General features: G+C 61.7%; 23 protein-coding genes. 7 read left to right on the top strand and 16 right to left on the bottom strand.

Annotated features, from left to right (window positions below; translation table 11 throughout):
• Positions 1-242: 242 nt before the first annotated feature.
• The 6 genes from betA to HU715_RS23730 form a co-directional block, all read right to left on the bottom strand.
• Positions 243-1,946, bottom strand: coding sequence for a choline dehydrogenase (gene betA / locus HU715_RS23755; RefSeq protein WP_186707118.1), 1,704 nt, complete (start codon positions 1,944-1,946; stop codon positions 243-245).
• A 219-nt stretch (positions 1,947-2,165) separates the two neighbouring features.
• The gene (gene betB, locus HU715_RS23750; RefSeq protein WP_186707119.1) at positions 2,166-3,638 is read right to left on the bottom strand and encodes a betaine-aldehyde dehydrogenase; all 1,473 of its coding nucleotides are present in this window, start codon (positions 3,636-3,638) and stop codon (positions 2,166-2,168) included.
• A 79-nt stretch (positions 3,639-3,717) separates the two neighbouring features.
• Positions 3,718-4,338 carry a transcriptional regulator BetI gene (gene betI / locus HU715_RS23745; RefSeq protein WP_186707120.1) on the bottom strand — a complete coding sequence of 207 codons (621 nt, stop codon included), beginning with the start codon at positions 4,336-4,338 and terminating at the stop codon, positions 3,718-3,720.
• Between the two features lie 645 nt (positions 4,339-4,983).
• Entirely contained in the window at positions 4,984-6,162 is a 1,179-nt protein-coding gene (choV, locus tag HU715_RS23740) for a choline ABC transporter ATP-binding protein (RefSeq protein WP_186707121.1), read from the bottom strand.
• Positions 6,159-7,004, bottom strand: coding sequence for a choline ABC transporter permease subunit (gene choW, locus HU715_RS23735; RefSeq protein ID WP_014340605.1), 846 nt, complete (start codon positions 7,002-7,004; stop codon positions 6,159-6,161). The genes choV and choW overlap by 4 nt, the downstream gene beginning before the upstream one ends.
• 71 nt (positions 7,005-7,075) lie before the next feature.
• Positions 7,076-8,023 (bottom strand): choline ABC transporter substrate-binding protein, encoded by a 948-nt coding sequence (locus HU715_RS23730; RefSeq protein ID WP_186707122.1) that lies wholly within the window; start codon positions 8,021-8,023, stop codon positions 7,076-7,078.
• Between the two features lie 424 nt (positions 8,024-8,447).
• On the opposite strand from HU715_RS23730, the gene HU715_RS23725 reads away from it, so the two are divergent.
• Complete coding sequence (locus HU715_RS23725; RefSeq protein WP_186707123.1) at positions 8,448-9,824, top strand: L-serine ammonia-lyase; 1,377 nt, start codon at positions 8,448-8,450, stop codon at positions 9,822-9,824.
• 576 nt (positions 9,825-10,400) lie between these two features.
• Positions 10,401-11,504, top strand: coding sequence for a choline metabolism transcriptional regulator GbdR (gene gbdR / locus HU715_RS23720; RefSeq protein WP_042731607.1), 1,104 nt, complete (start codon positions 10,401-10,403; stop codon positions 11,502-11,504).
• A 127-nt stretch (positions 11,505-11,631) separates the two neighbouring features.
• Here gbdR and HU715_RS23715 read toward each other — a convergent pair whose 3' ends face one another.
• From HU715_RS23715 to choX, 6 genes are all read right to left on the bottom strand, one after another.
• Positions 11,632-11,895 (bottom strand): hypothetical protein, encoded by a 264-nt coding sequence (locus tag HU715_RS23715; RefSeq protein ID WP_186707124.1) that lies wholly within the window; start codon positions 11,893-11,895, stop codon positions 11,632-11,634.
• Positions 11,896-12,266: 371 nt separating this feature from the next.
• Positions 12,267-13,430 carry a gamma-butyrobetaine dioxygenase gene (locus HU715_RS23710; protein WP_186707125.1) on the bottom strand — a complete coding sequence of 388 codons (1,164 nt, stop codon included), beginning with the start codon at positions 13,428-13,430 and terminating at the stop codon, positions 12,267-12,269.
• A gap of 20 nt (positions 13,431-13,450) precedes the next feature.
• Positions 13,451-13,927, bottom strand: a complete 477-nt coding sequence (locus HU715_RS23705; RefSeq protein ID WP_186707126.1) for a thioesterase family protein — start codon at positions 13,925-13,927, stop codon at positions 13,451-13,453.
• Between the two features lie 126 nt (positions 13,928-14,053).
• On the bottom strand, positions 14,054-15,019 hold the full coding sequence (locus HU715_RS23700) for an L-carnitine dehydrogenase (protein ID WP_186707127.1): 966 nt from the start codon (positions 15,017-15,019) through the stop codon (positions 14,054-14,056).
• 185 nt (positions 15,020-15,204) lie between these two features.
• Entirely contained in the window at positions 15,205-16,092 is an 888-nt protein-coding gene (cdhC, locus tag HU715_RS23695; protein WP_186707128.1) for a 3-dehydrocarnitine:acetyl-CoA trimethylamine transferase CdhC, read from the bottom strand.
• A gap of 72 nt (positions 16,093-16,164) precedes the next feature.
• Positions 16,165-17,109, bottom strand: a complete 945-nt coding sequence (choX, locus tag HU715_RS23690) for a choline ABC transporter substrate-binding protein (RefSeq protein ID WP_186707129.1) — start codon at positions 17,107-17,109, stop codon at positions 16,165-16,167.
• Between the two features lie 187 nt (positions 17,110-17,296).
• Between choX and HU715_RS23685 the strand changes: the two genes are divergently transcribed.
• Both HU715_RS23685 and HU715_RS23680 read left to right on the top strand, forming a co-directional pair.
• On the top strand, positions 17,297-18,256 hold the full coding sequence (locus HU715_RS23685) for a GlxA family transcriptional regulator (RefSeq protein WP_186707130.1): 960 nt from the start codon (positions 17,297-17,299) through the stop codon (positions 18,254-18,256).
• Between the two features lie 68 nt (positions 18,257-18,324).
• Positions 18,325-19,500, top strand: coding sequence for an ATP-binding protein (locus HU715_RS23680; RefSeq protein ID WP_186707131.1), 1,176 nt, complete (start codon positions 18,325-18,327; stop codon positions 19,498-19,500).
• A 232-nt stretch (positions 19,501-19,732) separates the two neighbouring features.
• Here the strand turns inward: HU715_RS23680 and HU715_RS23675 are convergent, their stop codons facing one another.
• The 4 genes from HU715_RS23675 to HU715_RS23660 all read right to left on the bottom strand — a co-directional run bounded on the left by HU715_RS23675 (position 19,733) and on the right by HU715_RS23660 (position 21,233).
• The gene (locus HU715_RS23675; protein WP_186707132.1) at positions 19,733-20,149 is read right to left on the bottom strand and encodes a DUF3010 family protein; all 417 of its coding nucleotides are present in this window, start codon (positions 20,147-20,149) and stop codon (positions 19,733-19,735) included.
• Positions 20,150-20,181: 32 nt separating this feature from the next.
• Positions 20,182-20,505, bottom strand: a complete 324-nt coding sequence (locus HU715_RS23670; protein WP_003206335.1) for a helix-turn-helix domain-containing protein — start codon at positions 20,503-20,505, stop codon at positions 20,182-20,184.
• Entirely contained in the window at positions 20,489-20,743 is a 255-nt protein-coding gene (locus HU715_RS23665; RefSeq protein WP_186707133.1) for a type II toxin-antitoxin system RelE family toxin, read from the bottom strand. The genes HU715_RS23670 and HU715_RS23665 overlap by 17 nt, the downstream gene beginning before the upstream one ends.
• Before the next feature lie 88 nt (positions 20,744-20,831).
• Positions 20,832-21,233 (bottom strand): lysozyme inhibitor LprI family protein, encoded by a 402-nt coding sequence (locus tag HU715_RS23660; RefSeq protein ID WP_186707151.1) that lies wholly within the window; start codon positions 21,231-21,233, stop codon positions 20,832-20,834.
• Between the two features lie 233 nt (positions 21,234-21,466).
• On the opposite strand from HU715_RS23660, the gene HU715_RS23655 reads away from it, so the two are divergent.
• The 3 genes from HU715_RS23655 (at position 21,467) to dgcA (ending at position 25,129) form a co-directional block, all read left to right on the top strand.
• The gene (locus HU715_RS23655; protein WP_030139307.1) at positions 21,467-22,444 is read left to right on the top strand and encodes a dipeptidase; all 978 of its coding nucleotides are present in this window, start codon (positions 21,467-21,469) and stop codon (positions 22,442-22,444) included.
• 78 nt (positions 22,445-22,522) lie between these two features.
• Positions 22,523-23,053, top strand: coding sequence for a DUF5943 domain-containing protein (locus HU715_RS23650; protein ID WP_018612374.1), 531 nt, complete (start codon positions 22,523-22,525; stop codon positions 23,051-23,053).
• Positions 23,054-23,068: 15 nt separating this feature from the next.
• Positions 23,069-25,129 carry a dimethylglycine demethylation protein DgcA gene (dgcA, locus tag HU715_RS23645; protein WP_045157161.1) on the top strand — a complete coding sequence of 687 codons (2,061 nt, stop codon included), beginning with the start codon at positions 23,069-23,071 and terminating at the stop codon, positions 25,127-25,129.
• Positions 25,130-25,292 lie beyond the last annotated feature (163 nt).

Genomic DNA, 25,292 nt, shown 5'->3' with positions numbered 1-25,292 from the left:
GGCTCGCTCTCACAGTGGGTTTTTCAGTGGTCACAAAATCTGTGTTCGCCTCAGAACCCCTGTGGGAGCGGGCTTGCTCGCGAAGACGGCGGTACATTCAACATTGATGCAAGCTGACCCACCGCTTTCGCGAGCAAGCCCGCTCCCACAGTGGGTTTTTCAGTGGTCACAAAATCTGTGTCCACCACCCAACCCTTGTGGGAGCGAGCCTGCTCGCGAAGGCCGCGCCGCGGTCATGAGTCTTACTGCGTAGCGGTCGTCACTTCACGCAACGGCTTGCCGCGCACCGGCGCATTACCGGCCACGTAGTAAGGTGCGGTGCTGCGTGGCAGGGGCTTGCGACCGCGGATCTTGTCGGCGATTTTCTCGGCCATCATGATCGTCGGTGCGTTGAGGTTGCCGGTGGTGATGATCGGCATGATCGAGGCGTCGACCACGCGCAACCCTTCCATACCGTGCACGCGGCCTTCGCTGTCCACCACGGCCATGTCGTCGGTGCCCATCTTGCACGAGCAGGACGGATGGAACGCGGTTTCGGCGTGCTCGCGGATGAACTGGTCCAGTTGCTCGTCCGTCTGCACCTCGATACCCGGGCTGATCTCGCGACCACGGAACGGATCGAGTGCCGGTTGCTGCATGATCTCGCGGGTCAGGCGGATGCCATCGCGAAATTCCTGCCAGTCCTGCTCGGTCGCCATGTAGTTGAACAGGATGCTCGGGTGCTGGCGCGGGTCCTTGGACTTGGCCTGGATCCGACCACGGCTGGGCGAACGCATGGAACCCATGTGTGCCTGGAAACCATGCTCCTTCACGCCATTGCTGCCGTTGTAGTTGATCGCCACCGGCAGGAAGTGGTACTGGATGTTCGGCCATTCGAAATCCGGGCGCGTGCGGATGAAACCGCCAGCCTCGAACTGGTTGCTGGCGCCGATGCCGGTGCCGTTGAACAGCCATTCGGCACCGATGGCTGGCTGGTTGTACCAGAGCAGCGACGGGTACAGCGAGACCGGTTGGGTGCAAGCGTATTGCAGGTACAACTCCAGGTGATCCTGAAGGTTTTCACCGACGCCCGGCAGATCGTGGACGACCGGGATGTCGAGGTTTTCCAGCAGCTTGGCCGGGCCGACGCCGGAGCGTTGCAGGATCTGCGGCGAGGCGATGGCGCCGGAGCACAGCAGCACTTCCTTGCGGGCCCGGGCTTCGACGCGTTCTTCAGCGGCGCCCACCAGGTAACGCACGCCGACCGCGCGCTTGCCTTCGAACAGGATCTTGTCGGTCAAGGCATGGGTGACAATGGTCAGTGTCGAGCGTTTCTTGGCGACGTCCAGGTAACCGCGGGCGGTGCTGGCGCGACGGCCGTTGGGCGTGACGGTACGGTCCATCGGGCCGAAACCTTCCTGCTGGTAGCCGTTGAGGTCCTCGGTACGGGGGTAACCGGCCTGCACGCCGGCTTCGACCATGGCGTGGAACAACGGGTTGTTGCCAGCCTTGGGCGTGGTCACGCTGACCGGGCCGTCGCCACCGTGGTAATCGTTCGGGCCGATGTCGCGGGTTTCGGCCTTGCGGAAATACGGCAGGCAATCGAGGTAGGTCCAGTCTTCCAGGCCCGGCAGCTTGGCCCAGTTGTCATAGTCCAGGGCGTTGCCGCGGATGTAGCACATGCCGTTGATCAGCGAAGAACCGCCCAGGCCCTTGCCGCGACCGCACTCCATGCGGCGGCCGTTCATGTGCGGCTCCGGGTCGGTCTCGTAGGCCCAGTTGTAGCGACGGCCCTGCAGGGGGAACGCCAGGGCAGCGGGCATTTGCGTGCGGAAGTCCAAGCGATAGTCCGGGCCGCCGGCTTCGAGCAGCAGGACGGTGACGCCTTCGTCTTCGGTCAGGCGGGTGGCCAGGGTATTACCGGCCGAGCCGGCACCGATGATGATGTAATCGAATTCTTGGGACATGAAATGCACCCTCTTTTTGAATTGGGTTCAGGTGGCGGTCATCGAGTGCCATATTCTCTGTGGCGAGGGAGCTTGCTCCCGCTCGGCTGCGTAGCAGTCGCAAACTGGGCGACCGTGTTCTGTCTGGATGACCTTGAGGCCTGAGTCGGGGCCGCTTCGCGGCCCAGCGGGAGCAAGCTCCCTCGCCACAAAGACCCTGGCCTCAGGTCCGGTGTCAGATCAGAACACCGACGTGTAATCGCCCAACTCGACCTGTACCGATTTGATGCGGGTGAAGTTGTTCAGCGAGCTGATACCGTTCTCACGGCCTACACCTGATTGCTTGTAGCCACCGACCGGCATTTCCGCTGCCGATTCGCCCCAGGCGTTGATCCAGCAGATGCCGGCTTCGAGCTGGTGGATCACGCGGTGGGCGCGGTTCAGGTCGCGGGTCACGACGCCGGCGGCCAGGCCGAAGTCGGTGTCGTTGGCACGGCGGATCACTTCTTCTTCGGTATCAAAGGTGAGGATGCTCATCACCGGGCCGAAGATTTCTTCACGCACGATGGTCATGTCATCGGTGCAATCGGTGAAGACCGTCGGGGCGACAAATGCGCCCTTGGCGAATTCGCCTTCGGTCAGGCGACCGCCGCCGCACAGCAGGCGCGCGCCTTCGGCTTTGCCTTTCTCGATGTAGCCCAGCACGCTTTCCATGTGGGCGAAGCTCACCAGCGGGCCGAAATTGGTGTTTTCGTCTTCTGGGTTGCCGACGCGGATGCGCGCCACGCGCTCGGCGATCTTGGCTTCGAAGGCGGCCTTGAGGTGGCTCGGCACGAACACGCGGGTGCCGTTGGTGCAGACCTGGCCGGAGCTGTAGAAGTTGGCCATCATCGCGGTGTCGGCGGCGCGATCCAGGTCGGCGTCGTCGAAGATGATCAGCGGCGACTTGCCGCCCAGCTCCATGGTCACGTCCTTGAGCGACGAGCTCGAGGCGCTGGCCATGACTTTCTTGCCAGTGTCGGTGCCGCCGGTGAAGGAAATTTTCTCGATGCGCGGATGCTCGGTCAGCCAGGTGCCGACTTCACGGCCGCTGCCGGTCAGGACGTTGAACACGCCCGCTGGAACGCCGGCTTCGGTGTAGATCTCGGCCAGTTTCAGCGTGGTCAGCGAGGTGACTTCGCTGGGCTTGAAGATCATCGCGTTGCCGGCGGCCAGGGCCGGTGCGGATTTCCACAGGGCGATCTGGATCGGGTAGTTCCACGCGCCGATACCGGCCACCACGCCCAGGGGCTCGCGGCGGGTGTAGACGAAGGATGTGGTGCGCAGCGGAACCTGCTCGCCTTCGATGGCAGGCACCAGGCCGGCGTAGTATTCCAGCACGTCGGCACCGGTGACGATGTCGACGTATTTGGTTTCGGAGAAGGATTTGCCGGTGTCCAGGGTTTCCAGGGCGGCCAGTTCATCGTTGCGCTCGCGCAGGATTTCCACGGCGCGACGCAGGATGCGCGAACGCTGCATGGCAGTCATGGCGGCCCAGACTTTCTGGCCCTTTTCGGCGCTGACCACGGCGCGCTCGACGTCTTCGAACGTTGCGCGCTGCACCAGGGCGAGTACTTCACCGTTGGCCGGGTTGATGGCTTCGAAAGTGGCGTCGCCGCTGGCATCGCTGTACGCGCCATCGATGTAGAGTTTTTGCAGTTCGAAACGGGCCATAAAGTCCTCGCAAGTGCATGAGTGGTTGGCTGGCCACCGAGCGTGTCGTTTATAGCTGACTACGCGCTGCGGTGACGGTTCAGGAGTCGAGCGGTTCTGTGTGCTCTGGCGCTCCTGTTTTGGCCAGTTGGAAATCCATGTATTCGTAAGCGATCTGGTGCGCCTGGGCGGTATCGAACGCGTCTCCCGACAGCGCGCCGCGCAGCCACAAACCGTCAATCAGCGCGGCCAGGCCCCGTGCCGCGCTGCGTGCCTGGTCAACGGGCAACACGCGGCGGAACTGGCAACACAGGTTGGAATACAGACGGTGATCGTTGATCCGCTGCAACCTGTGCAAAGACGGGTGATGCATGCTGGTGGCCCAGAAGGCCAGCCAGGTTTTCATTGCCGGGCCGTTGACCTGGCTGGCGTCGAAGTTGCCTTCGATGATCACCTTGAGGTGAGCCCGCGGACTCGAGTCCTCCAGCGCCTGCCGCCGCGCGGTGACGTTCTCGCTCAGGACGCTCATCAGGTACTGGGCCGTGGCCGCGATCAGGCCGTTCTTGTCCTGAAAGTAGTGACTGATGATGCCATTCGAAACACCGGCCAAACGAGCGATCAGCGCAATGCTGGCGTCCCCCATGCCGACCTGATCGACCGCTTGCAACGTCGCTTCGATCAATTGTTGGCGGCGGATGGGTTGCATACCGACCTTGGGCATCTAGCACATCTCCTTAGGCCCGCAGGCGGACGAGTGCAGTCCGTCATGGCGAGGGCCAGTCTATTTTGTTTTGATTGAACGTTCAATCAACAAAAAATAAGTTCTATGACAAGTCGTCGCTATTTGCCGGGGCGAGGACTTTTGGGGATGTCTTTATAACACTCGTCGGTTGGCTGCCCACCCGTCGATTGGTTGAAATGAGGCGATGCAGCGAGCTCTTGTGGCGAGGGAGCTTGCTCCCGCTGGGTTGCGGAGCGACCCCAAACCGGCCAAGCACGATATACCTGAAGGTTCGTGTCGCCTGGATTGCGACTGCTGCGCAGTCGAGCGGGAGCAAGCTCCCTCGCCACAGTTATCAGCATTCCAAGCTCAGTATCAGCATTCCAAGCCCAGTATCGGCATTCCAAGCTCAGTATCAGCATTCCAAGCCCAGTATCGGCATTCCAAGCTCAGTATCAGCATTCCAAGCCCAGTATCGGCATTCCAAGCTCAGTATCAGCATTCCAAGCTCAGTATCAGCATTCCAAGCCCAGTATCGGCATTCCAAGCCAGTACCAGCATTTCAAACCTGGTATGAGCATCAGCCTTGGAAGGCGCAAACAAAAACGCCGCGATCATCTCGCGGCGTTTTTGTGTGCGGGGGGCTTAGCCCAGGTTCTTGCCGAGCAGTGCGTGGTACAGCTCGCTGTCGCCCAGGATCCCGACGACTTTCTGATTATCGTGGAGCACCAGTTTGTTGCCGGTCTGGTAGCGGATCTGCAACGCATCGCGCATGCCGATGTTGGAGTCCACCAGGGTCGGACGTCGGCCCAGGCCTTCGACCGCTTGGCCTGGAGCCCAGTTTTGCAGGTCCAGGGCCGCGCCGTTCTGCCGGGCGCCCTTGATGGTGTTGCCGTCGGCCAGGTCGAGCCAGGAGTCGCCGCCCGGGTCCAGGCAGACCGAGCCGTTGATGCGCTTGCAGTTGTCCAGGGTGCGCATCAGGCTGCGGCCGCAGAGGACGTTGAGCGGGTTGGTGTGGGCGACGAAGGTGCGCACATAGTCGTCGGCCGGGTTCAGCACGATTTGTTCCGGCTTGCTGTACTGGATGATCCGGCCGTCTTTCATGATCGCGATACGGCTGCCCAGCTTCAGGGCTTCGTCGAGGTCGTGGCTGACGAACACGATGGTCTTGCTCAGCTTGCGTTGCAGCTCCAGCAGTTCGTCTTGCAGGCCTTGGCGGATCAAGGGGTCGAGGGCCGAGAACGGTTCGTCCATCAGCAGGATGTCGGCGTCCATCGCCAGGGCGCGGGCCAGGCCGACCCGTTGCTGCATGCCGCCGGACAATTCGTCGGGCTTCTTGTTGCGCCACTGGGTCAGGCCCACCAGCTCAAGCTTCTCATCCACCAGCTTCTTGCGTTCCTTCTCCGGTCGGCCCTGCATTTCCAGGCCGAAGCTGATGTTCTCGCGCACCGTCAGCCAAGGCATCAGGGCGAACTTCTGGAACACCATGGCGATGCGCTTGGTGCGCATCATCTTCAGCTCGGCGGGGGTGCAGGACGCAATGTCGATCTGCCGGCTTTCGTGCTCGACGAACAGCTTGCCGCGGCTGACGGTGTTCAAGCCGTTGATGCAGCGCAGCAGACTGGATTTGCCGGAGCCGGACAGGCCCATCAAGACACAGATTTCGCCTTTCTCGATGTCCAGGCTGGCTTTTTCCACGCCGACGATTTGCCCGGTTTTCTTCAGGATTTCGTTGCGGGTCATGCCCTGGTCGAGCAGCTTGAGGGCCTCGCGAGGGTCCCTGGCGAAGATCACGTCAACGTCTTCAAAGCGAATTATGCTCATGCGTCACCCCCTACTTTGGCGTCGGGTTGTTTGCAGATTCGGTCGAGCATGATCGCCAGCAGGACGATCGCCAGGCCGGCTTCGAAGCCCAGGGCGATATCGGCGGTGTTCAATGCGTTGACCACGGGTTTGCCCAGGCCATCGGCGCCCACCAGGGCGGCGATCACCACCATCGACAACGACAGCATGATGCACTGGGTGATACCGGCGGCGATGCTTGGCATGGCGTGGGGCAGTTCGATGCGCGACAGGAGCTGGCGACGGGAGCAGCCGAAGGCTTTGCCGGCGTCCATCAGTTCGTCCGGAACGTCGCGGATACCCAGGTAGGTCAGGCGGATGGGCGCGGCAATCGCGAACACCACCGTGGAGATCAGGCCCGGGACCACACCCAGACCGAACAGGGTCAGGGTAGGAATGAGGTAGACGAAGGTCGGTACGGTCTGCATCAGATCGAGCACCGGACGCATCATCGTGTAGAACATCGGCTTGTGCGCAGCAACGATGCCCAGCGGCACGCCGATCAGTACGCAGACCAGGGTCGCGAACAGCACCTGGGCGAGGGTTTCCATGGTCTCTTGCCAGTAACCCAGGTTGAGAATCAGTAGAAAGGACGCGATGACAAATACAGTCAGGCCCCATTTGCGCTGGATGAAGTGCGCCAATAGCGCAATGAGGCCGATCAGGGCCAGGGGGTTGAACCAGGTCAGCGCAAACGTCACGCCGTGAATCATCGTTTCCAGGAACAGCGCGATTGCGTCGAAGGTGTTGGCGCCGTTTTGCGTCAACCATTCGACAAAGCCCGCGATGTACTGGCCCAAGGGTATTTTCTGATCAATAAGCATGGTAGTGAACGTCCGCATGCAAGGGAATAAACAGCCCGGGCGAGCGAACTCGCCCGGCATAACATAAGCAGTTATTGCGCAAGCTTGGCTTTCACGGCCTCCAGGCCAGGTTTACCGTCAATGGTGGTCACGCCAGCGAGCCAGGTATCGAGTACCTGTGGGTTTTTCTTCAGCCAGGCCTTGGCGGCGGCCTCAGGTTTCATCTTGTCGTCGAGCACGTTGCCCATCAGCGTGCTTTCCATGTCGACGGTGAATTCCAGGTTTTTCAACAGCTGGCCAACGTTGCTGCATTCCTGGCTGTAGCCCTTGCGGGTGTTGGTCGCCACGGTCGCGGCACCGAAGTCGGGGCCGAAGAAATCGTCGCCGCCGGTCAGGTACTGGATCTTGAAACGGGTATTCATCGGGTGTGGCGCCCAGCCGAGGAACACCACGTCGGTGCCACGCTTGGCGGCGCGATCGACCTGCGAGAGCATGCCCGCTTCACTCGACTCGACGACTTTGAAGCCGGCGTCCTTCAGGCCGAAGGCGTTCTTTTCGATCATGCTCTGGATCAGGCGGTTGCCGTCGTTGCCCGGCTCGATGCCGTAGATCTTGCCGTCGAGTTCTTTCTTGAATTTGGGGATGTCGGCGAAGTCTTTCAGTCCCTTCTCATACAGGCCCTGGGGCACGGCGAGGGTGTACTTGGCGCCCTTGAGGTTGGTGCGCACGGTTTCCACGGTGCCGGCTTCGCGGTAGGCCTTGATGTCGTTTTCCATGGTCGGCATCCAGTTGCCGAGGAACACGTCCATGTTTTTGCCATCGGCCAGGGACTTGTAGGTCACGGGTACGGAAATCATGGTGGTCTTGGTCTTGTAGCCCAGCGCATCCAGCACCACGCTGGTGGTCGCCGTGGTCACGGTAATGTCGGTCCAGCCGACATCGGAGAAGTTGACGGTGCTGCACTTTTCGGGTTCTGCGGCGTTGGCCAGCATCGGAAGACTCAGCATGGCGGCCAACAACAACGGCTTGGAACCTTTCATGGGTGGACTCCTGGTGTTTTATCGGCGGTGTCCGGTCAGGACAACCGCGCTTATGGATGTTGCGGTTGGTGGCGCGTGGGCACTCTTCTGACACGCGGCCTTGCAAACGAGCCGTAACCGATCATGTACCAGTGCAAATCTGACGCCTACAGGGTGGGTCGTATCCAGTACAGGGATGGTCGCATCCAGTGTCGGTGACGTCGTTTACAGATTTTTTCCGCCCCCGATGGACCTCTGACACGCAGAAAAACGCCGCAAAACCGGGGGCAGGGAGGGGCGGCGTTGCTGGGCATGATTGCGTCGGTGTCAGACGTCGGGCACCCAGGCAAAAACCGGATGATGCGGCCATCCCGGCGTTGAGCGTAGCAGCTCCGTCACCGGACGCTCCTGCGCCCGGATGTGCCTGTTCTGGAGGTTATCGGCAATGGCAATCAGCGTTTTCGACTTGTTCAAAATCGGTATCGGCCCGTCCAGTTCCCACACCGTGGGCCCCATGCGTGCCGCGGCGCTGTTCGTTGAAGCGCTGAAGGCCAAGGCCCTGCTCAATGATGTGCGCCGGGTCGAAGTGCAATTGTTCGGTTCGCTGTCGGCCACCGGCATCGGCCACGGCAGCGACAACGCCGTGATCATGGGCCTGATGGGGGAGTGGCCGGACGCAATCGACCCGTCGCAGATCGGCCCGCGCATCGAGTTGCTGCGTGAAACCCAGACCCTGCTGCTCGACGGTCGCCTGCCGGTACCGTTCGTATGGTCCCGGGACATGCGCTTGATCGACGAGAACCTGCCGTTCCACCCCAATGCGATGACCCTGGTGGCCGAGGGCGCCGACGGCGAGCTGCACCGTGACACGTATTACTCGGTCGGCGGGGGCTTTGTCGTCGATCAGGCCCAGGCCACCAGCGGCGTGGTGGACTTGGATCGCACTGAGCTGCCGTACGATTTTTCCAGCGCCGAAGAATTGCTCCAGTTGTGCCGCACTCACGACCTGCGGGTGGCCGAGTTGATGCTGGCCAACGAAAAGGTCTGGCGTTCCGAGGAAGAGATTCGCAGTGGCCTGATGAAACTGTGGCGGGCCATGCAGGACTGCGTCGAGCAGGGCCTCAAGCACGAGGGCATCCTGCCGGGCGGCTTGAATGTGCGTCGGCGCGCGGCCAAGTTGCACCGCAGCCTGCAAGAGCTGAACAAGCCCAATGTCATCGGCTCGACCCTGAGCGCCATGGAGTGGGTCAACCTGTTCGCCCTGGCGGTCAACGAGGAGAACGCCGCCGGCGGGCGCATGGTCACCGCGCCGACCAACGGTGCGGCGGGGATCATCCCGGCGGTGCTGCATTACTTCATGAAATTCAGCGAAGCGGTCACCGACGCCAACGTCGTGGATTATTTCCTGGGTGCGGCGGCCGTCGGGATCCTGTGCAAGAAGAACGCCTCGATCTCCGGCGCCGAAGTCGGCTGCCAGGGCGAGGTGGGATCGGCTTGCGCCATGGCGGCGGCGGGCTTGGCGGAGATCCTCGGGGCCACGCCGGAGCAATTGTGCAACGCCGCGGAAATCGGCCTGGAGCACAACCTCGGCCTGACCTGCGACCCAGTCGGTGGCCTGGTGCAGGTGCCGTGCATCGAGCGCAACGCGATCGCCGCGGTCAAGGCCATCAACGCCGCCCAAATGGCCTTGCGCGGTGACGGCCAGCATTTCATCTCCCTGGACCGGGTGATCCGCACCATGCGCGATACCGGTGCCGACATGCATGACAAATATAAAGAGACTTCGCGCGGTGGCTTGGCGGTCAGTGCGGTGGAGTGCTGAAACCTTGTTTGCACAATACTCTGTGGCAAGAGGGTTCTCTGTGGGAGCAAGGCTTGCCCGCGATGGCGTCAGTGGATTCAACCTGGATGTCGACTGACATACCGTCATCGCGAGCAAGCTATGCTCCCACAGGGATTCCCTTTATCCACGAGATCGAAAACCGCTCGTAAAATGAACACCCATCCGCAAACGCGCCACCTTTTAGCGCGTCGCAAACAGATAAGGCGTGACTTGTCGGTCACGCCTTTGTACGCCGCCCCACCGTCCGTCCCCGCGCTTGCGGTGACAACCCTCGCGCAAACGGCGCAGCCCAGTTCCCACAAGTGCTACCGAACTGCTCACGGCCCTTTGTGACCGGTGCCTGCCGCCATGGATGGCAGCTAAAACCTGGACTTGATCCACCCCTTATATAGACAGGCCGCCATGTCGTTTTCAGGATTTATTGAACACGCATTCAATTTTAGGCATGGCAATTGCTCTATCCCGATAAAGCCCCGTCTCACGCAAGAGAATGATGGGCAATAACAAGAGCCTCCGCCTGAGGCCATCACCCGCTTTGTGTGAGGAGATACCGCGATGACGACGTCCAACTCCGGGGCCCAACCCCAGAACCGTGCGCCTCAATCCATCGGCTTTTTGCTGCTGGACAATTTCACGCTGATTTCCCTGGCGTCCGCGGTAGAACCGCTACGCATGGCCAACCAACTGTCCGGCCGCGAGCTGTATCGCTGGACCACCCTGACCGTCGACGGCGGCCAGGTATGGGCCAGTGACGGCTTGCAGATCACCCCCGACGCCTCCATGCACAAGGCACCGCCCTTGGACACGGTCATCGTCTGTGGCGGTATCGGCATCCAGCGCACCGTAACCCGTGAACACGTGTCATGGCTGCAAGGCCAGGCCCGCCAGTCCCGTCGCCTCGGCGCGGTCTGCACCGGCAGCTGGGCCCTGGCCTGCGCCGGCCTGCTGGACGGTTTCGATTGCAGCGTGCACTGGGAATGCCTGGCGGCGATGCAGGAAGCTTTCCCGCGGGTATCGATGAGTACCCGCCTGTTCACCCTCGACCGCAACCGCTTCACCAGCTCCGGCGGCACCGCGCCGCTGGACATGATGCTGCATCTGATCAGCCGCGATCACGGTCGTGAGCTGTCGGCGGCGATCTCGGAAATGTTTGTCTACGAGCGTATCCGCAACGAGCAGGATCACCAGCGTGTGCCGCTCAAGCACATGCTTGGCACCAACCAGCCGAAGTTGCAGGAAATCGTCGCGTTGATGGAGGCCAACCTCGAAGAGCCGATCGACCTGGACGAATTGGCGGTGTACGTCGCTGTATCCAGGCGTCAGCTGGAGCGGTTGTTCCAGAAATACCTGCACTGCTCGCCGTCGCGCTATTACCTCAAGCTGCGGCTGATCCGTGCGCGGCAACTGCTCAAGCAGACGCCGATGTCGATCATCGAAGTGGCCTCGGTGTGCGGCTTCGTCTCCACCCCGCACTTCTCCAAATGCTACCGCGAGTACTTCGGCATTCCACCGCGCGACGAGCGCGTCGGTTCAAACACCACGCAACAGGTGGCGATGATGCCGCTGCCGCAGGCGCTGGTGCTGTCGCCATTGTCCGGGCCGCTGTCGGCGCTGAGCCAGGCGCGTAATGAGTCGACGTTTGCCAGTGTGAGGCTCTAAACCGCAGCGCTTTTGTGGCGAGGGAGCTTGCTCCCGCTGGACCGGGCTGGCGCTCCAGCGCGCAGCGGTCCCAAGCTTTTTGGGGCTGCTACGCAGCCCAGCGGGAGCAAGCTCCCTCGCCACAAGGTCAGGCGCTGTGGTTCTGCTGGTATTGCGTCAACGCCGGCAACAGCTGCTTATCGATCGCCTGGCGCACGGCTGGCAGGATGGTGGCGCTGCTGGTGTACATGTCCTTGACCATCCGCCGCAATTCATTGGCGCGGGCCCTGTCCAGCCCGCGCACGGCGCATTCGCATGCCTGCTCGGCGGTGGAGCCGCTGGGTATTTGCAGTCCCAGGGCCTTGAGATGGCCCAGCAGGTCTTCCTGGTCGATCAAATCGGCGTGCATCATGACGCTTTTCCTTGTTCAGGGATTGGGGTCGTGTCTCGATTCTGGTAGCCACCCGAAGCGGCGGCAAGGGTAAATGGTCGCAATGTCATGAATGACTATGGAGGCGTCGTTTTCGGCTAACTTGCCCGGGCCTGGACTGGGCACACTGGGCCCAAGCTGAATCACGATGGTTTGGTCACCCTCGCGCGACGGCTCCTCCAGTAACGCTCCTGCCCCGATCCTGTCACGGCTTGATCGGGGATTTTTTTGCCTGTGAAAATCAGGGAAAAATTGGGTTGTTTGGTCGGGCGCCTTCGCGAGCAAGCCCGCTCCCACATGGGAATGCGGATTCCTGTGGGAGCGGGCTTGCTCGCGAATGGCCGTTACGCGGTCTAACGCTGCAACACCAGAATCCGCGACAACAACTCATCCCGATCCACATAACACCCCTGGAAATGCCGAGCCCCGGAGGCCGGGTCGAAGGCGTTGCGGGCATGGAGGGTGCGGCGGTTGTCGAAGCACCAGAGCTGGCCGGGTTCGAGGCGTTGCACCAGGCGAAATTGCGGCTCGCGGGTCAGGGCGATAAAGCGGCGGTAGGCGCGGTAGAGCCTGGGCATTTGCTCGACCGAGGTGTCGAAGGGCCCGCGCAGGAAGTTCGCCATGCGGATTTCCGAGACCTGCCCCAGCGCATCCAGCGCGATGATGGGCGCCAGGCAGCGGTAGTCGCTGTGGCGGTCCTTGTTGCGAAACTCCACCGGGATCTGGCACAGCGCGTCGAAGGCCTCGGGGTCTTCCTGGCGCAGCGTCTGGGCAATGGCAAAACCGTCGACAAAAATGCTCTCGCCGCCGTCGGCGTCGTTCACCAGGCAGTGCAGGAATTGCAAACCCGGTTGCAACTCACGGGTCGGCAGGTCGCTGTGCAGCGGCAGGTTGAAAGCGGTGTACGCGTTGCTGTCGGCATCGGCCTTGGACTGCACGTTGAACAACACGCCGAAGTTGCTCTCGCGGATAAAGGAAATGCGTTGGGCGATCTGTTTCAGCGAGCCGGGCTCGGTGGGCACGCCGCGTACTTGGGTCAGGCCGATGTCGCGCACCGCCAAAAGCCATTGCAGCAGCGCGTCGGCATCCGTCAGCAGTGCCTGGTATTCGAACACAGGCAGTTCCAGGTCATGCCGCCACAGCTGGCGGCGTGGCTTGTTTGCCAGGCGTTCGGCCCTGGATTGATCGTCATACGCATGGGCGCGCAACCAGCCCGGATCGAATAGGCTTCGGTGGCCATCCTGCCAAACCACACACAGGTGGCCCGCGTCGTCGATGTTGATGTGGCGGGGCGTCACGTCTTCCGGGACATCGACAATCTCCAGGACCTGCTCGCGGGTAACGCTGTAGACGCATTGCGGGCACGGGCAGTTGTCCCTTAGCCATTGATGATGGAACGGGCTGACCCGGCCGTCGGCCCACGTCACTTGCACCCGGTCGGTCAAGGGGGTCGCAGCGGTCAATGCCTGGACAAGCGGATAGCGTCGGAAGTCGGCAACAGCGGCAGCGGTGTTCATGGCGATCTCCTGTTCGAGGCTTATCGGGCGGGTGGCAGGGCGATGACCCGACCAATGCAGGTCGGTGTCGGCAAGTCGGCTTGGCTGTCCAACAGGGCTTTGAGTCGGTCCAGGGTCTGCTCGGTAAATGGCGCTGAGCGCGGGCCGGCCAGGTCGACATGCAGTAACATCTGTTCATTGCCGGCCAGCTCTTTATCACCGCCGACCAGGTGCAGGCTGTGGTAGAGGTGCAAGCGTTTGGCGTCGTGGCCGATGAGCTGCGTATGCACCTCGACATCCGCGCCGAGCTTCACTTCGTGCAAGTAATTGAGGTGCAGTTCGAGGGTGAACAACGAGTGGCCGCTGGCTTCGCGGTTCTGGCTGTCCAGGCCGAGCCGGTCCATCAGCGCGTCGGTGGCGTAGCTGAAGATCAGCAAGTAGAAGGCATCGCGCAGATGGCCGTTGTAATCGACCCATTCGGGGAGGATGCGGGTTTGGTAGGTGGTGAGGGTGGGCATGACGACGATCCAACAGAAGAGAGGGATTCATGTGGGAGCGGGCTTGCTCGCGAAGACGGTGTATCTACCGCGCGATATTGAGCGGATGTACCGGCCTCTTCGCGAGCAAGCCCGCTCCCACGGGGGTTATTCAGTGAAAGACATTCCGTGCTTTTCCTTGGTGGTCTTCACAGCCTCCAGCACCGCCAGCAGGCAATCATCACGATAGCGCTCCAGGGCCGAGATGCTGTGGCTGCCCAATTGCTCGCTCGTGCCGTCCACCACATCATCGATCAATTTCTCGGTCAGCTCCGGCGCCGGCAAGTAGGTCCATGGCAGTTGCAGTGCCGGGCCGAACTGGGCCATGAAGTGCCGCATGCCGGCATCGCCGCCGGCCAGGGTGTAAGTCAGGAACGTACCCATGAATGACCAGCGCAGGCCGGCGCCAAAGCGGATCGCATCGTCGATTTCCCCGGTGGTGGCGACACCGTCGTTGACCAGGTGCAGGGCTTCGCGCCACAGCGCTTCGAGCAGGCGGTCGGCGATGAAGCCGGGGACTTCCTTGCGTACGTGCAATGGCCGCATGCCGAGGGATTCGTAGACTTCCATCGCTGCTTGCACCGCTTCGGGGGCGGTGTTTTTGCCGCCGACCACTTCCACCAGTGGCAACAAGTAGACCGGGTTGAACGGGTGCCCGACCACACAGCGTTCCGGGTGGGTGGCGTTCTCATAGAACTCGCTTGGCAGCAGGCCCGAGGTACTGGAACCGATCAACGCGTTTGGCTTGGCGGCGGCGCTGATCTGGGCGTGCAGTTCGAGCTTGAGTTCCAGTCGCTCGGGAGCGCTTTCCTGGATGAAATCAGCGTCGCGCACGCATTCTTCGATGGTGGCGACAAAGCGCAGCCGATCTTGCGAAGCGCCGGGGGCCAAGCCTTGTTTCTCCAGGGCGCCCCAGGCGTTGGCGACGCGTTTGCGCAGCGCCGCCTCGGCACCCGGCGCGGGGTCCCAGGCGACGACGTCGAGGCCATGGGCCAGGGCCCGGCTGACCCAGCCGCTGCCGATCACACCGCTGCCCAGGGCGGCGAAGGTCTTGATGTCGGTGATAAAGCTCATGGTGGTTTCCTGAAAAGGTCGGTGATCTAAAAAGTGTGGGAGCGGGCTTGCTCGCGAAGACGGCATTCCTTCCACAGGAGAACCATCGGATGTACCGGCCTCTTCGCGAGCAAGCCCGCTCCCACATTGGGTCAGTGGTGAATATGGAATCTGCCTTCACTGCAGATCCAAGGAATTGATTCGGTTCAGCCGCGCTGCACCAGGCCCATTTTCTTGCGGCCTTCAGCCGGGGTGAGCACTCGCGCGCCGAGGCGGCTGAGAATCTCGCCGGCGCGCTCCACCAGTTGCCCGTTGGTGGCGAGCACGCCTTTGTCCAGCCAAAGGTTGTCTTCCAGCCCGACCCGCACGTTGCCCCCCAGCAGCACCGCCTGGGCGGCCATCGGCATTTGCATGCGACCGATGCCGAAGCCGGCCCACACCGCGTCGGCCGGCAGGTTGTCGACCATGGCTTTCATGGTGGTGGTGTCGGCCGGAGCCCCCCACGGGATGCCCAGGCAGAGCTGGAACAGCGGGTTGTCCAGCAGGCCTTCCTTGATCAGTTGCTTGGCGAACCACAAGTGGCCAGTGTCGAAGATCTCCAGCTCGGCCTTGACCCCCAGCTCAGTGATGCGCTTGGCGCCGGCCCGCAGTTGTGCCGGGGTGGAAACGTAAATGGTGTCGCCGTCGCCGAAGTTCAGGGTGCCGCAATCCAATGTGCAGATTTCCGGCAGCAGCTCCTCGACATGAGCCAGGCGCGTCAGCGGGCCTACCAGGTCGGTGTTGGGACCGAACTCCATCGGTCGTTCGCCGCCGCCGATCTCCAGGTCGCCGCCCATGCCGGCGGTGAGGTTGACGATGATGTCCACGTCCGCCTCACGGATGCGCTCCATCACTTCGCGGTACAACGCCACGTCGCGGCTGAACTTGCCGGTCTGCGGGTCACGGACGTGGCAATGGACCACCGTGGCCCCGGCTTTCGCCGCCTCCACGGCAGCGGCAGCGATCTGTTTCGGGGTGACCGGCACGTGGGGGCTCTTGGCGGTCGTGTCGCCAGCACCGGTGAGTGCGCAGGTGATGATGACGTCGTGGTTCATGGTGCGGGTTCCTTCAGGCGTGGTGAGTCACTGCGCAGCCCTTGTACTGCTGCGCAGATGGCGATCGGTTGATCAGTTGCTGGTGAGTTTCAGGTTGTCCGCGGCCGGTTTGCCGTCGAAGGTGGTCACGCCTTCGAGCCAACGTTGTTTGTCTTGAGGATGATCCTTGAGCCATTGCCGGGCCGATTCGAGGGGATCCTTGTGATCGAGCAACGGTTGCATCATCCGGCTCTCGTCTTCGGCGCTGAAGGTCAGGTTGCTCAGCAAGCGACCGACGTTCGGGCATTGCTCGGCGTAGTTCGGCGCGGTGACGGTCCACACGGTGGCCATGCCTTCGTTCGGGCCGAGGGCGTCTTCGCTGCCGGTGAGGTAGGTCATTTGCACGTTGACGTTCATCGGGTGCGGGGCCCAGCCGAAGAACACCACGGCTTCCTTGCGCCGCACGGCACGGTCCACGGCGGCGAGCATGCCGGCTTCGCTGGACTCCACCAGTTGGAATTTGCCCAGGCCAAACTGGTTCTTGGCGATCATCGCCTTGATCTGGGTATTGGCGCCGGAGCCGGGTTCGATGCCGTAGATCTTGCCGCCCAACTCTTTTTCGAATTTGGCGATGTCGGCGAAGGTCTTCAGGCCCTTGTCGGCCAGGTAGGTCGGCACGGCCAGGGTGGCGCGGGCGTCCTTGAGGCTGGGCTGCTCCAGCACCTTGACCTGCTTGGCCTCGACGAACGGGGTGATGGTCTGGGTCATCAACGGGTTCCAGTAGCCGAGGAACAGGTCCAGGCGCTGGTCGCGGATGCCGGCGAAGATGATTTGTTGGGAGGCGCTGGTTTGCTTGGTCTTGTAGCCGAGGCCGTCGAGCATCACTTGAGTCAGGGCGCTGGTGGCGATGACGTCGGTCCAGTTGACCACGCCCAGGCGTACGTTCTGGCAGGCGGCGGGCTCGGCGGCCATGGCGGCCGGGCTCAGGAGAGGCGTGGCGCTGAGTGCGAGAACGCAGTAGCTGATCAGTCGTTTCATTGTCAGGTTCCTCGGCAGCTTATTGTTATGGGGCCCGGTGTCTGTGCGCCGGTGATGCCACGTTACGCAGCCCCGGGCAGGGCAAAACGCACAGCGGCGACGTGCTCTTGCACTGCAGCGACTCTTGAACGGTTGTTGCAACTGGCGTATCAAGGTCCGCACGCTGCCCGTCAACCGAGTGCGCTCCATGTCCCAGGATTTCTACTTCTTGTTGATGCCGGGTTTCTCGGCCATCGGTTTCATCTCGGCCATCGAGCCGTTGCGGGTCGCCAATCGCTTTCGCGGCGAGCTGTACCGCTGGCATGTGTTGAGCATCGATGGCGGGGCGGTGCTGGCGAGCAATGGCATGTCGGTCAACGCCGATGCCGCGCTGGAGCCCTTGAAGAAAGGCGCGACCCTTTGGGTGGTGGCGGGGTTCGAGCCGCTGAAGTTTGTCACCCCGGCACTGGAACGCTGGCTGCATCGGCTGGACAACGAAGGCGTGATCCTGGGCGGCATCGACACCGGCAGCGTGGTCCTGGCCGAGGCGGGGCTGCTGGAAGGGCATCGGGTGACGTTGCACTGGGAAGCCATCGAGGCATTCAAGGAGTCTTATCCGCAGCTTGGCGTGACCCAGGAGCTGTTCGAAATCGACCGTCGCCGTATCACCTGTGCGGGCGGCACCGCGTCCATCGACCTGATGCTCGACCTGATCGGCCAGGCCCACGGTTCGGAACTGGCGATCCAGGTCAGCGAGCAATTTGTGCTCGGCCGCATCCGTCCGCGCAAAGATCACCAGCGCATGGAAATCGCCAACCGCTACGGCATTCGCAACAAGAAGCTGGTGCACGTCATCGGCGAGATGGAAACCCACAGTGAACCACCACTGAGTACTTTGGCCCTGGCCGAGTCGATCAACGTCACTCGTCGCCAGCTCGAAAGGCTGTTCCGCCTGCACCTGAACGACACGCCGAGCAACTTTTACCTGCGCCTGCGCCTGGAAAAGGCCCGGCAGTTGCTGCGCCAGACCGACATGAGCGTGCTGGAAGTGAGCATCGCCTGCGGGTTTGAGTCGCCGTCGTATTTCACCCGCAGCTATCGGACCCGGTTCGCACGGTGTCCGCGGGAGGATCGGCGGCGGCAGGGGGATGGGCGGGAGTTGGTTTGACAGGCTTTTATACTCAATTATACTCGCGACTATAAATTATACCTGTCGCCATAATTGAGTATAAAACCATGTCCAAGCACCCCGGTTTTGTCTTCCGGCGTCCCGATCTGGCCCGCAATATTGTCGATGGGCTGGCCGGCGCCGGGATCCAGGATTACACCTCAGGCCTGTTCCTGGCCGCGCCAAGGCGTACCGGAAAAAGTACGTTCCTGCGCGAGGACTTGATTCCCGAATGCGAGACGCGAGGTTGGCTCGCGGTCTACGTCGACCTTTGGGCCAACAAGGAGAAGGACCCTGCCGACTTGATCGCTTCGGCCATCGCCGGGGCACTGGTGCCTTATGAGAAGGGCATCCGCAAGCTCGCCAAATCCATGGGCATCGACAAACTCAGCTTCTTGCGCACGTTGTCCTGGGATTTCAGCCAGCCGCAACTGCCCGATGGGGCGACGCTGACCCAGGCACTGGAGCTGTTGCACCGTGCCGCGGATAAAACCGTGGTGCTGGTAATCGATGAAGCCCAGCATGCCTTGACCACCGAGGCCGGGGTCAACGCGATGTTCGGCCTCAAGGCGGCCCGTGACCAGCTCAACCAGGGGCGCGAGGGCGATACCAGTGGCCTGCGGCTGGTGTTCACCGGTTCCAATCGCGACAAGCTCGCCCACTTGGTGCTGAGTCGCAACCAACCGTTCTACGGATCCAGCATCACGCCGTTCCCTTTGCTGGGCAGAGCCTTCACCCAGGCCTACACCGCCCATTTGAACGCACACTTGGCCCAGACCAATCAGTTCAACGCCGATGACCTGGACCAGGCGTTCGAGTTGGTAGGGCGCCGTCCGGAGATGTTGCGCAGCGTCATCGGCGAAATTGCCCTGGAACTGGGTGAGGCGAGCCATTTGGGGGAGTTGCTGCGCAACAGCGCCGAAATGCTGCGCGCCGGCGCCTGGACCGAATTCGAGAGCGCCTGGAATGCCCTGACGGTGCCGCAACGCGCCGTGTTGCAGGTCATGGCCGAGCGCTCGCAGAACAACGAGCCCTTCGCGCCCTTCACCGATTCAACATTGGAGGCGGTGAGCAAGGCATTGAAGAGCATGGGAAGCGAAGTCGTGCCCGGTACCCAGACCATCCAATCGTGTATCGATGCGTTGCGTGAAAAGGAATTGGTGTGGAAATCCAATCGCGGTGGTTATGCGTTGGAGGACAAGGCGTTTGCGGAGTGGTTGAAGGGGTATCGCCAGCGGCGTTGAAACTTGGACAATTTCCCGTGGCGAGGGAGCTTGCTCCCGCTGGCTGCCCCGTAGCTGTGTAGGAGCTGTGTAGGAGCTGTGTAGGAGCTGTCGAGTGCAACGAGGCTGCGATCTTGTTCCAGACACTTGAGTCTCAAGCGAAAGATCAAGATCAAAAGATCGCAGGCTTCGCCAGCTCCTACAGAGCCGAGCGGGAGCAAGCTCCCTCGCCACCGGTGCGGTGTTGGCAGGTCTATTTCTTCATCAGCGCCGAGCAGGCTGCTTTATAGGCTTCATGCTGATACTTGTTCAGCGTCGCCGGCAGGGCGAAGTCATGTTTCTTGCTCTGCGCATTGATGGTCTGCGGCGACAGCAGCGTTACCTCACAACCCTCCAGTAACTGGAAAACCCCTTCGATCTTGAACGTGGTCGGGCCACCGGCGAACTCGCCTTTCTTGCTGCGCTTCTTGATGGCGATGCGTTCGATGCCGTTGTCCGTCACGAACGTCCGCACCTGGGCAGCGAAAGCCTTGACGTTGGCGGCTTCGTCATCGTCGTCCAGGGCGATTTTCTTGGTGTTCAGCGCAACGTGACTCAACGCCTGTTGATCCAGCGAGGCAACGGCGATGATCGCTTCGCTGCCTTTGATTTCGATGCCGCACGTTTTCATGTGAATCCTTTTGCTGGAGGGTGGCGTGCAGCTTACAGCTCCAACTGGTCAGCATGGATACCAAAGGCCGCAGCAATTTTTTCGCGGGTGGCTCGGCGAGGCTTGGCGACCGACTCTTGCTGGGCAAACGCCGGTTGAGAAATACCCAGGCGCCTGGCGACTTCATCTTGAGTCAGGTTCAGGTGTTCGCGCCAGGCGCGAATGGGCGTGGCGCCGTCGACGATACGGCTGACGACTTCATGGGGAATCAGATCGGGTTCCAGTTTCTGCGCGACGTATTGGGCATATGGAATGACCACAAATGCCGGATGCCCGTCTGCGTCATTGATGATCTGAATATCAGTAGGTACGTTCATCGCGTTTCCTGACCTCTTGAATGCTGACGATCTTGATCGCCCCGTCCCAATCGAACATGACTCGATAGCGGCCTACCCGAAGGCGATAGGCGTAGTCATGGCCGACAAGCGCTTTGACGTTCGCCGCGTCGGGCATCTGGGCGAGCGCCGTAACGGCGTCCCGAACCTGGGCCTGATGGGGAGAATGCAATTTCAGAAGCTGCTTAGCGGCTTTTCTGGTCCAGTGGATGGTGTTCATGAAAGGATATAAGTCTTTTATAAGTTTTGCGAATCCTGACTTATATCCCCTCCAAGGCCAACGCATGAAAGGTGTCTGAATATTGCCCTCAGTCTTGCCCAATCGACTCCAAAAACTCCGACCGATCATCGCTCACCTGGGCCATGCAGTCGTTTTCGGCGATTTTGTAGGCGTCGCTGCCAGGTTTGGCCGGGAAGGCGGCGATGGCGCAGTCGGCGTCGCGCTGTTTTTGCCACAGTTGCTGGGCGGCCTTGACCTTGGCGGTGATGTCGTTGAGCTGGGCCTTGTCGCTGGCGTAGCGGGTTTGCAGGCGCTCCAAGAGGCTCTGCAGGTTTTCGCCCAGTAATTGTTCGGCGGCGGTTTTGCCATAGGCCGAGCAGGCCAGGGTCTGGACGTCGTTTTCAACTTCGTCGCAGGGGTTGGGCTCGGTGTCTTCGGTTGCGTGTGCCAGGGTGCTGATCAATGCCAATGCCAGGAAAAGTGATTTCATCGCGTTGCCGCTCAAGTCCAGTGAAAACCAGTGATGCGGCGGATTCTGGCGCAAGCGTCGGGTAAAGAACAGACGGGCAGGGTGGGCCCGTTGTAGCCCATTGTCGTGGATTGACGCTTTCGGCAATTCCCCTGTCGTTTTTGCACCGGGTCGCGACGGCCCTCAGGCATATGCTGGCCCCAAAGCGCCGGCACACGATTCGGCGCATGAATCGCTAACAAGGGGACTGCCTGATGAGCCCAGCCGAATTGCACGCCGACAGCATCGTTATCGACGGGCTGATCATTGCCAAGTGGAACCGCGACCTGTTCGAAGACATGCGCAAGGGCGGCCTGACCGCAGCCAACTGCACCGTGTCGGTGTGGGAAGGCTTCCAGGCCACCATCAACAACATCGTCGCCAGCCAGAAACTGATCCGCGAGAACAGCGACCTGGTGATCCCGGTGAAAACCACCGCCGACATCCGTCGCGCCAAGGAACAGGGCAAGACCGGCATCATCTTCGGCTTCCAGAACGCCCATGCCTTCGAAGACCAGCTCGGCTACGTCGAGATCTTCAAGCAGCTCGGCGTCGGTGTGGTGCAGATGTGCTACAACACCCAGAACCTGGTGGGCACCGGCTGCTACGAGCGCGACGGCGGCCTGTCGGGCTTCGGTCGCGAGATCGTCGCCGAGATGAACCGCGTCGGCATCATGTGCGACCTGTCCCACGTCGGTTCCAAGACTTCCGAAGAAGTCATCCTCGAATCGAAAAAGCCGGTCTGCTACTCCCACTGCCTGCCGTCCGGCCTGAAAGAACACCCGCGCAACAAATCCGATGAAGAGCTGAAGTTCATTGCCGACCACGGTGGTTTCGTCGGCGTGACCATGTTCGCGCCGTTCCTGGCCAAGGGCATCGATTCGACCATCGACGATTACGCCGAAGCCATCGAATACACCATGAACATCGTCGGTGAAGACGCCATCGGCATCGGCACCGACTTCACCCAGGGTCATGGCCAGGATTTCTTCGAGATGCTGACCCACGACAAGGGCTATGCCCGTCGCCTGACCAGCTTCGGCAAGATCATCAACCCCCTGGGCATCCGCACCGTGGGCGAGTTCCCGAACCTCACCGAGACGCTGCTCAAGCGCGGCCATCCTGAGCGGGTAGTGCGCAAGATCATGGGCGAGAACTGGGTGAATGTCCTCAAGGACGTCTGGGGCGAGTAAACCCCGCTGCATCACTGAATCCTTACCTGCGGCCACTCGCGCCGCAGGCACATCACGAATTTCCGGAGTCAAGTTTTCATGGCCAAGATCGCCCCGCAACTGCCTATCGAAGTCGACAGCGAAACCGGTGTCTGGACCTCCGACGCCCTGCCGATGCTGTACGTGCCGCGTCACTTCTTCGTCAACAACCACATGGGCATCGAGGAAGTGCTGGGCGCCGACGCCTACGCCGAGATTCTCTACAAGGCCGGCTACAAATCCGCCTGGCACTGGTGCGAAAAAGAAGCCGAGTGCCACGGCCTGGAAGGCGTCGCGGTGTTCGAGCACTACATGAAGCGCCTGTCCCAGCGTGGCTGGGGCCTGTTCAAGATCCAGGACATCGACCTGGACAAAGGCACCGCCAGCGTGAAGCTCGAACACTCGGCGTTCGTCTATGTGTATGGCAAGGTCGGGCGCAAGGTCGACTACATGTTCACCGGCTGGTTCGCCGGCGCCATGGACCAGATCCTCGCCGCGCGCGGCAGCCAGATCCGCACCGTGGCCGAACAGGTCTACGGCGGTTCCGAAGAAGGCCACGACGACGGCCTGTTCATCGTCAAGCCGTTGTAAGTCGAGGATCGCGCCATGGCTTTTGAAGCAATGTTCCAGCCGATCCAGATCGGCAAGCTGACCATCCGCAACCGCGTGCTCAGCACCGCGCACGCCGAGGTCTACGCCACCGACGGCGGCATGACCACCGACCGGTACGTGAAGTATTACGAAGAGAAGGCCAAGGGCGGCATCGGCCTGGCGATCTGTGGTGGCTCGTCGGTGGTTGCCATCGACAGCCCCCAGGAATGGTGGAGCTCGGTGAACCTGTCCACCGACCGCATCATCCCGCACTTTCAGAACTTGGCCGACGCCATGCACAAGCATGGCGCCAAGATCATGATCCAGATTACCCATATGGGCCGTCGCTCGCGCTGGGACGGCTTCAACTGGCCGACCCTGATGTCGCCGTCCGGCGTGCGCGAGCCGGTGCACCGTGCCACCTGCAAGACCATCGAGCCGGAAGAAATCTGGCGGGTGATCGGTAACTACGCCCAGGCCGCGCGCCGGGCCAAGGCCGGTGGCCTGGACGGCGTCGAGTTGTCCGCCGTGCACCAGCACATGATCGACCAGTTCTGGAGCCCGCGGGTCAACAAGCGTACCGACGAATGGGGCGGCAGCTTTGAAGGCCGCATGAAGTTCGGCCTGGAAGTGTTGAAGGCCGTGCGTGCCGAAGTGGGCGATGATTTCTGCGTGGGCATGCGCCTGTGCGGTGACGAGTTCCACCCGGACGGCTTGTCCCACGAAGACATGAAGCAGATCGCCAAGTACTACGACGACACCGGCATGCTCGATTTCATCGGCGTGGTGGGCTCGGGTTGCGACACCCACAACACCCTGGCCAACGTCATCCCGAACATGAGTTATCCACCAGAGCCGTTCCTGCACTTGGCCGCCGGTATCAAGGAAGTGGTCAAGGTCCCGGTGCTGCACGCGCAGAACATCAAGGACCCGAACCAGGCCACACGGATCCTGGAAGGCGGTTACGTCGACATGGTCGGCATGACCCGTGCCCACATCGCCGACCCGCACCTGATCGCCAAGATCAAGATGGGCCAGATCGACCAGATCAAGCAGTGCGTCGGTGCCAACTACTGCATCGACCGCCAGTACCAAGGCCTGGACGTGCTGTGCATCCAGAACGCCGCGACTTCCCGTGAATACATGGGCGTGCCGCACATCATCGAGAAGTCCACCGGGCCCAAGCGCAAAGTCGTGGTGGTCGGTGCCGGCCCGGCCGGGATGGAAGCCGCGCGCGTGGCCGCCGAACGTGGGCACGATGTGACCCTGTTCGAGAAGAAGGAATTCATCGGCGGGCAGATCACCACCGCCTCGAAGGCCCCGCAACGGGACCAGATCGCCGGTATCACCCGTTGGTTCCAATTGGAGCTGGCGCGGCTGAAAGTCGACCTGCGCCTGGGCGTGGCGGCTGATGCGGCGACCATCATGGACCTGCGTCCGGACGTGGTGGTGCTCGCCGTTGGCGGCCATCCGAACCTGGAGCAGAACGAACACTGGGGCGCCGCCGAAGGGCTGGTGGTCAGCAGCTGGGACGTGCTCGACGGCAAGGTCGCGCCGGGCAAGAACGTGCTGGTCTACGACACCATCTGCGAGTTCACCGGCATGTCGGTGGCCGACTTCCTCGCCGACAAGGGCAGCCAGGTCGAGATCGTCACCGACGACATCAAGCCGGGCGTGGCCATTGGCGGGACGTCGTTCCCCACCTACTACCGCAGCATGTACCCCAAGGAAGTGATCATGACCGGGGACATGATGCTGGAGAAGGTCTACCGCGAAGGCGACAAGCTGGTGGCGGTGCTGGAGAACGAATACACCGGCGCCAAGGAAGAACGCGTGGTGGACCAGGTGGTGGTGGAGAACGGCGTGCGGCCGGACGAAGAAATCTACTACGCGCTCAAGGAGGGTTCGCGCAACAAGGGCCAGATCGACGTCGAAGCCCTGTTCGCGATCAAGCCCCAGCCATGCCTGGAACAGAGCGGCGATGGCTACCTGCTGTTCCGCATCGGCGACTGCGTGGCCCAGCGTAATACCCACGCGGCCATCTACGACGCCCTGCGGTTGTGCAAGGATTTCTAACGGCTTGCACCAAACCCCTGTGGGAGCGGGCTTGCTCGCGAATGCATTTTGTCAGCCACACATAAGCTGACTGTCACACCGCCTTCGCGAGCAAGCCCGCTCCCACAGTGACCGAGTAAGGCATCTCGACCTGCAAGACCCTGAGGTCTTTGGGAGCAACACC

The sequence above is a fragment of the Pseudomonas zanjanensis genome (assembly GCF_014268745.2).
Lineage (GTDB): Bacteria > Pseudomonadota > Gammaproteobacteria > Pseudomonadales > Pseudomonadaceae > Aquipseudomonas > Aquipseudomonas zanjanensis.
This window is presented reverse-complemented; position numbering and strand designations above follow the sequence as displayed.

Excerpts from the sequence above, each read along its gene's own strand:
- betA (WP_186707118.1), bottom strand. The coding sequence starts at position 1,946 with ATGTCCCAAGAATTCGATTACATCATCATCGGTGCCGGCTCGGCCGGT.
- betB (WP_186707119.1), bottom strand. The coding sequence starts at position 3,638 with ATGGCCCGTTTCGAACTGCAAAAACTCTACATCGATGGCGCGTACAGC.
- betI (WP_186707120.1), bottom strand. The coding sequence starts at position 4,338 with ATGCCCAAGGTCGGTATGCAACCCATCCGCCGCCAACAATTGATCGAA.
- choV (WP_186707121.1), bottom strand. The coding sequence starts at position 6,162 with ATGAGCATAATTCGCTTTGAAGACGTTGACGTGATCTTCGCCAGGGAC.
- choW (WP_014340605.1), bottom strand. The coding sequence starts at position 7,004 with ATGCTTATTGATCAGAAAATACCCTTGGGCCAGTACATCGCGGGCTTT.
- HU715_RS23730 (WP_186707122.1), bottom strand. The coding sequence starts at position 8,023 with ATGAAAGGTTCCAAGCCGTTGTTGTTGGCCGCCATGCTGAGTCTTCCG.
- HU715_RS23725 (WP_186707123.1), top strand. The coding sequence starts at position 8,448 with ATGGCAATCAGCGTTTTCGACTTGTTCAAAATCGGTATCGGCCCGTCC.
- gbdR (WP_042731607.1), top strand. The coding sequence starts at position 10,401 with ATGACGACGTCCAACTCCGGGGCCCAACCCCAGAACCGTGCGCCTCAA.
- HU715_RS23715 (WP_186707124.1), bottom strand. The coding sequence starts at position 11,895 with ATGATGCACGCCGATTTGATCGACCAGGAAGACCTGCTGGGCCATCTC.
- HU715_RS23710 (WP_186707125.1), bottom strand. The coding sequence starts at position 13,430 with ATGAACACCGCTGCCGCTGTTGCCGACTTCCGACGCTATCCGCTTGTC.
- HU715_RS23705 (WP_186707126.1), bottom strand. The coding sequence starts at position 13,927 with ATGCCCACCCTCACCACCTACCAAACCCGCATCCTCCCCGAATGGGTC.
- HU715_RS23700 (WP_186707127.1), bottom strand. The coding sequence starts at position 15,019 with ATGAGCTTTATCACCGACATCAAGACCTTCGCCGCCCTGGGCAGCGGT.
- cdhC (WP_186707128.1), bottom strand. The coding sequence starts at position 16,092 with ATGAACCACGACGTCATCATCACCTGCGCACTCACCGGTGCTGGCGAC.
- choX (WP_186707129.1), bottom strand. The coding sequence starts at position 17,109 with ATGAAACGACTGATCAGCTACTGCGTTCTCGCACTCAGCGCCACGCCT.
- HU715_RS23685 (WP_186707130.1), top strand. The coding sequence starts at position 17,297 with ATGTCCCAGGATTTCTACTTCTTGTTGATGCCGGGTTTCTCGGCCATC.
- HU715_RS23680 (WP_186707131.1), top strand. The coding sequence starts at position 18,325 with ATGTCCAAGCACCCCGGTTTTGTCTTCCGGCGTCCCGATCTGGCCCGC.
- HU715_RS23675 (WP_186707132.1), bottom strand. The coding sequence starts at position 20,149 with ATGAAAACGTGCGGCATCGAAATCAAAGGCAGCGAAGCGATCATCGCC.
- HU715_RS23670 (WP_003206335.1), bottom strand. The coding sequence starts at position 20,505 with ATGAACGTACCTACTGATATTCAGATCATCAATGACGCAGACGGGCAT.
- HU715_RS23665 (WP_186707133.1), bottom strand. The coding sequence starts at position 20,743 with ATGAACACCATCCACTGGACCAGAAAAGCCGCTAAGCAGCTTCTGAAA.
- HU715_RS23660 (WP_186707151.1), bottom strand. The coding sequence starts at position 21,233 with ATGAAATCACTTTTCCTGGCATTGGCATTGATCAGCACCCTGGCACAC.
- HU715_RS23655 (WP_030139307.1), top strand. The coding sequence starts at position 21,467 with ATGAGCCCAGCCGAATTGCACGCCGACAGCATCGTTATCGACGGGCTG.
- HU715_RS23650 (WP_018612374.1), top strand. The coding sequence starts at position 22,523 with ATGGCCAAGATCGCCCCGCAACTGCCTATCGAAGTCGACAGCGAAACC.
- dgcA (WP_045157161.1), top strand. The coding sequence starts at position 23,069 with ATGGCTTTTGAAGCAATGTTCCAGCCGATCCAGATCGGCAAGCTGACC.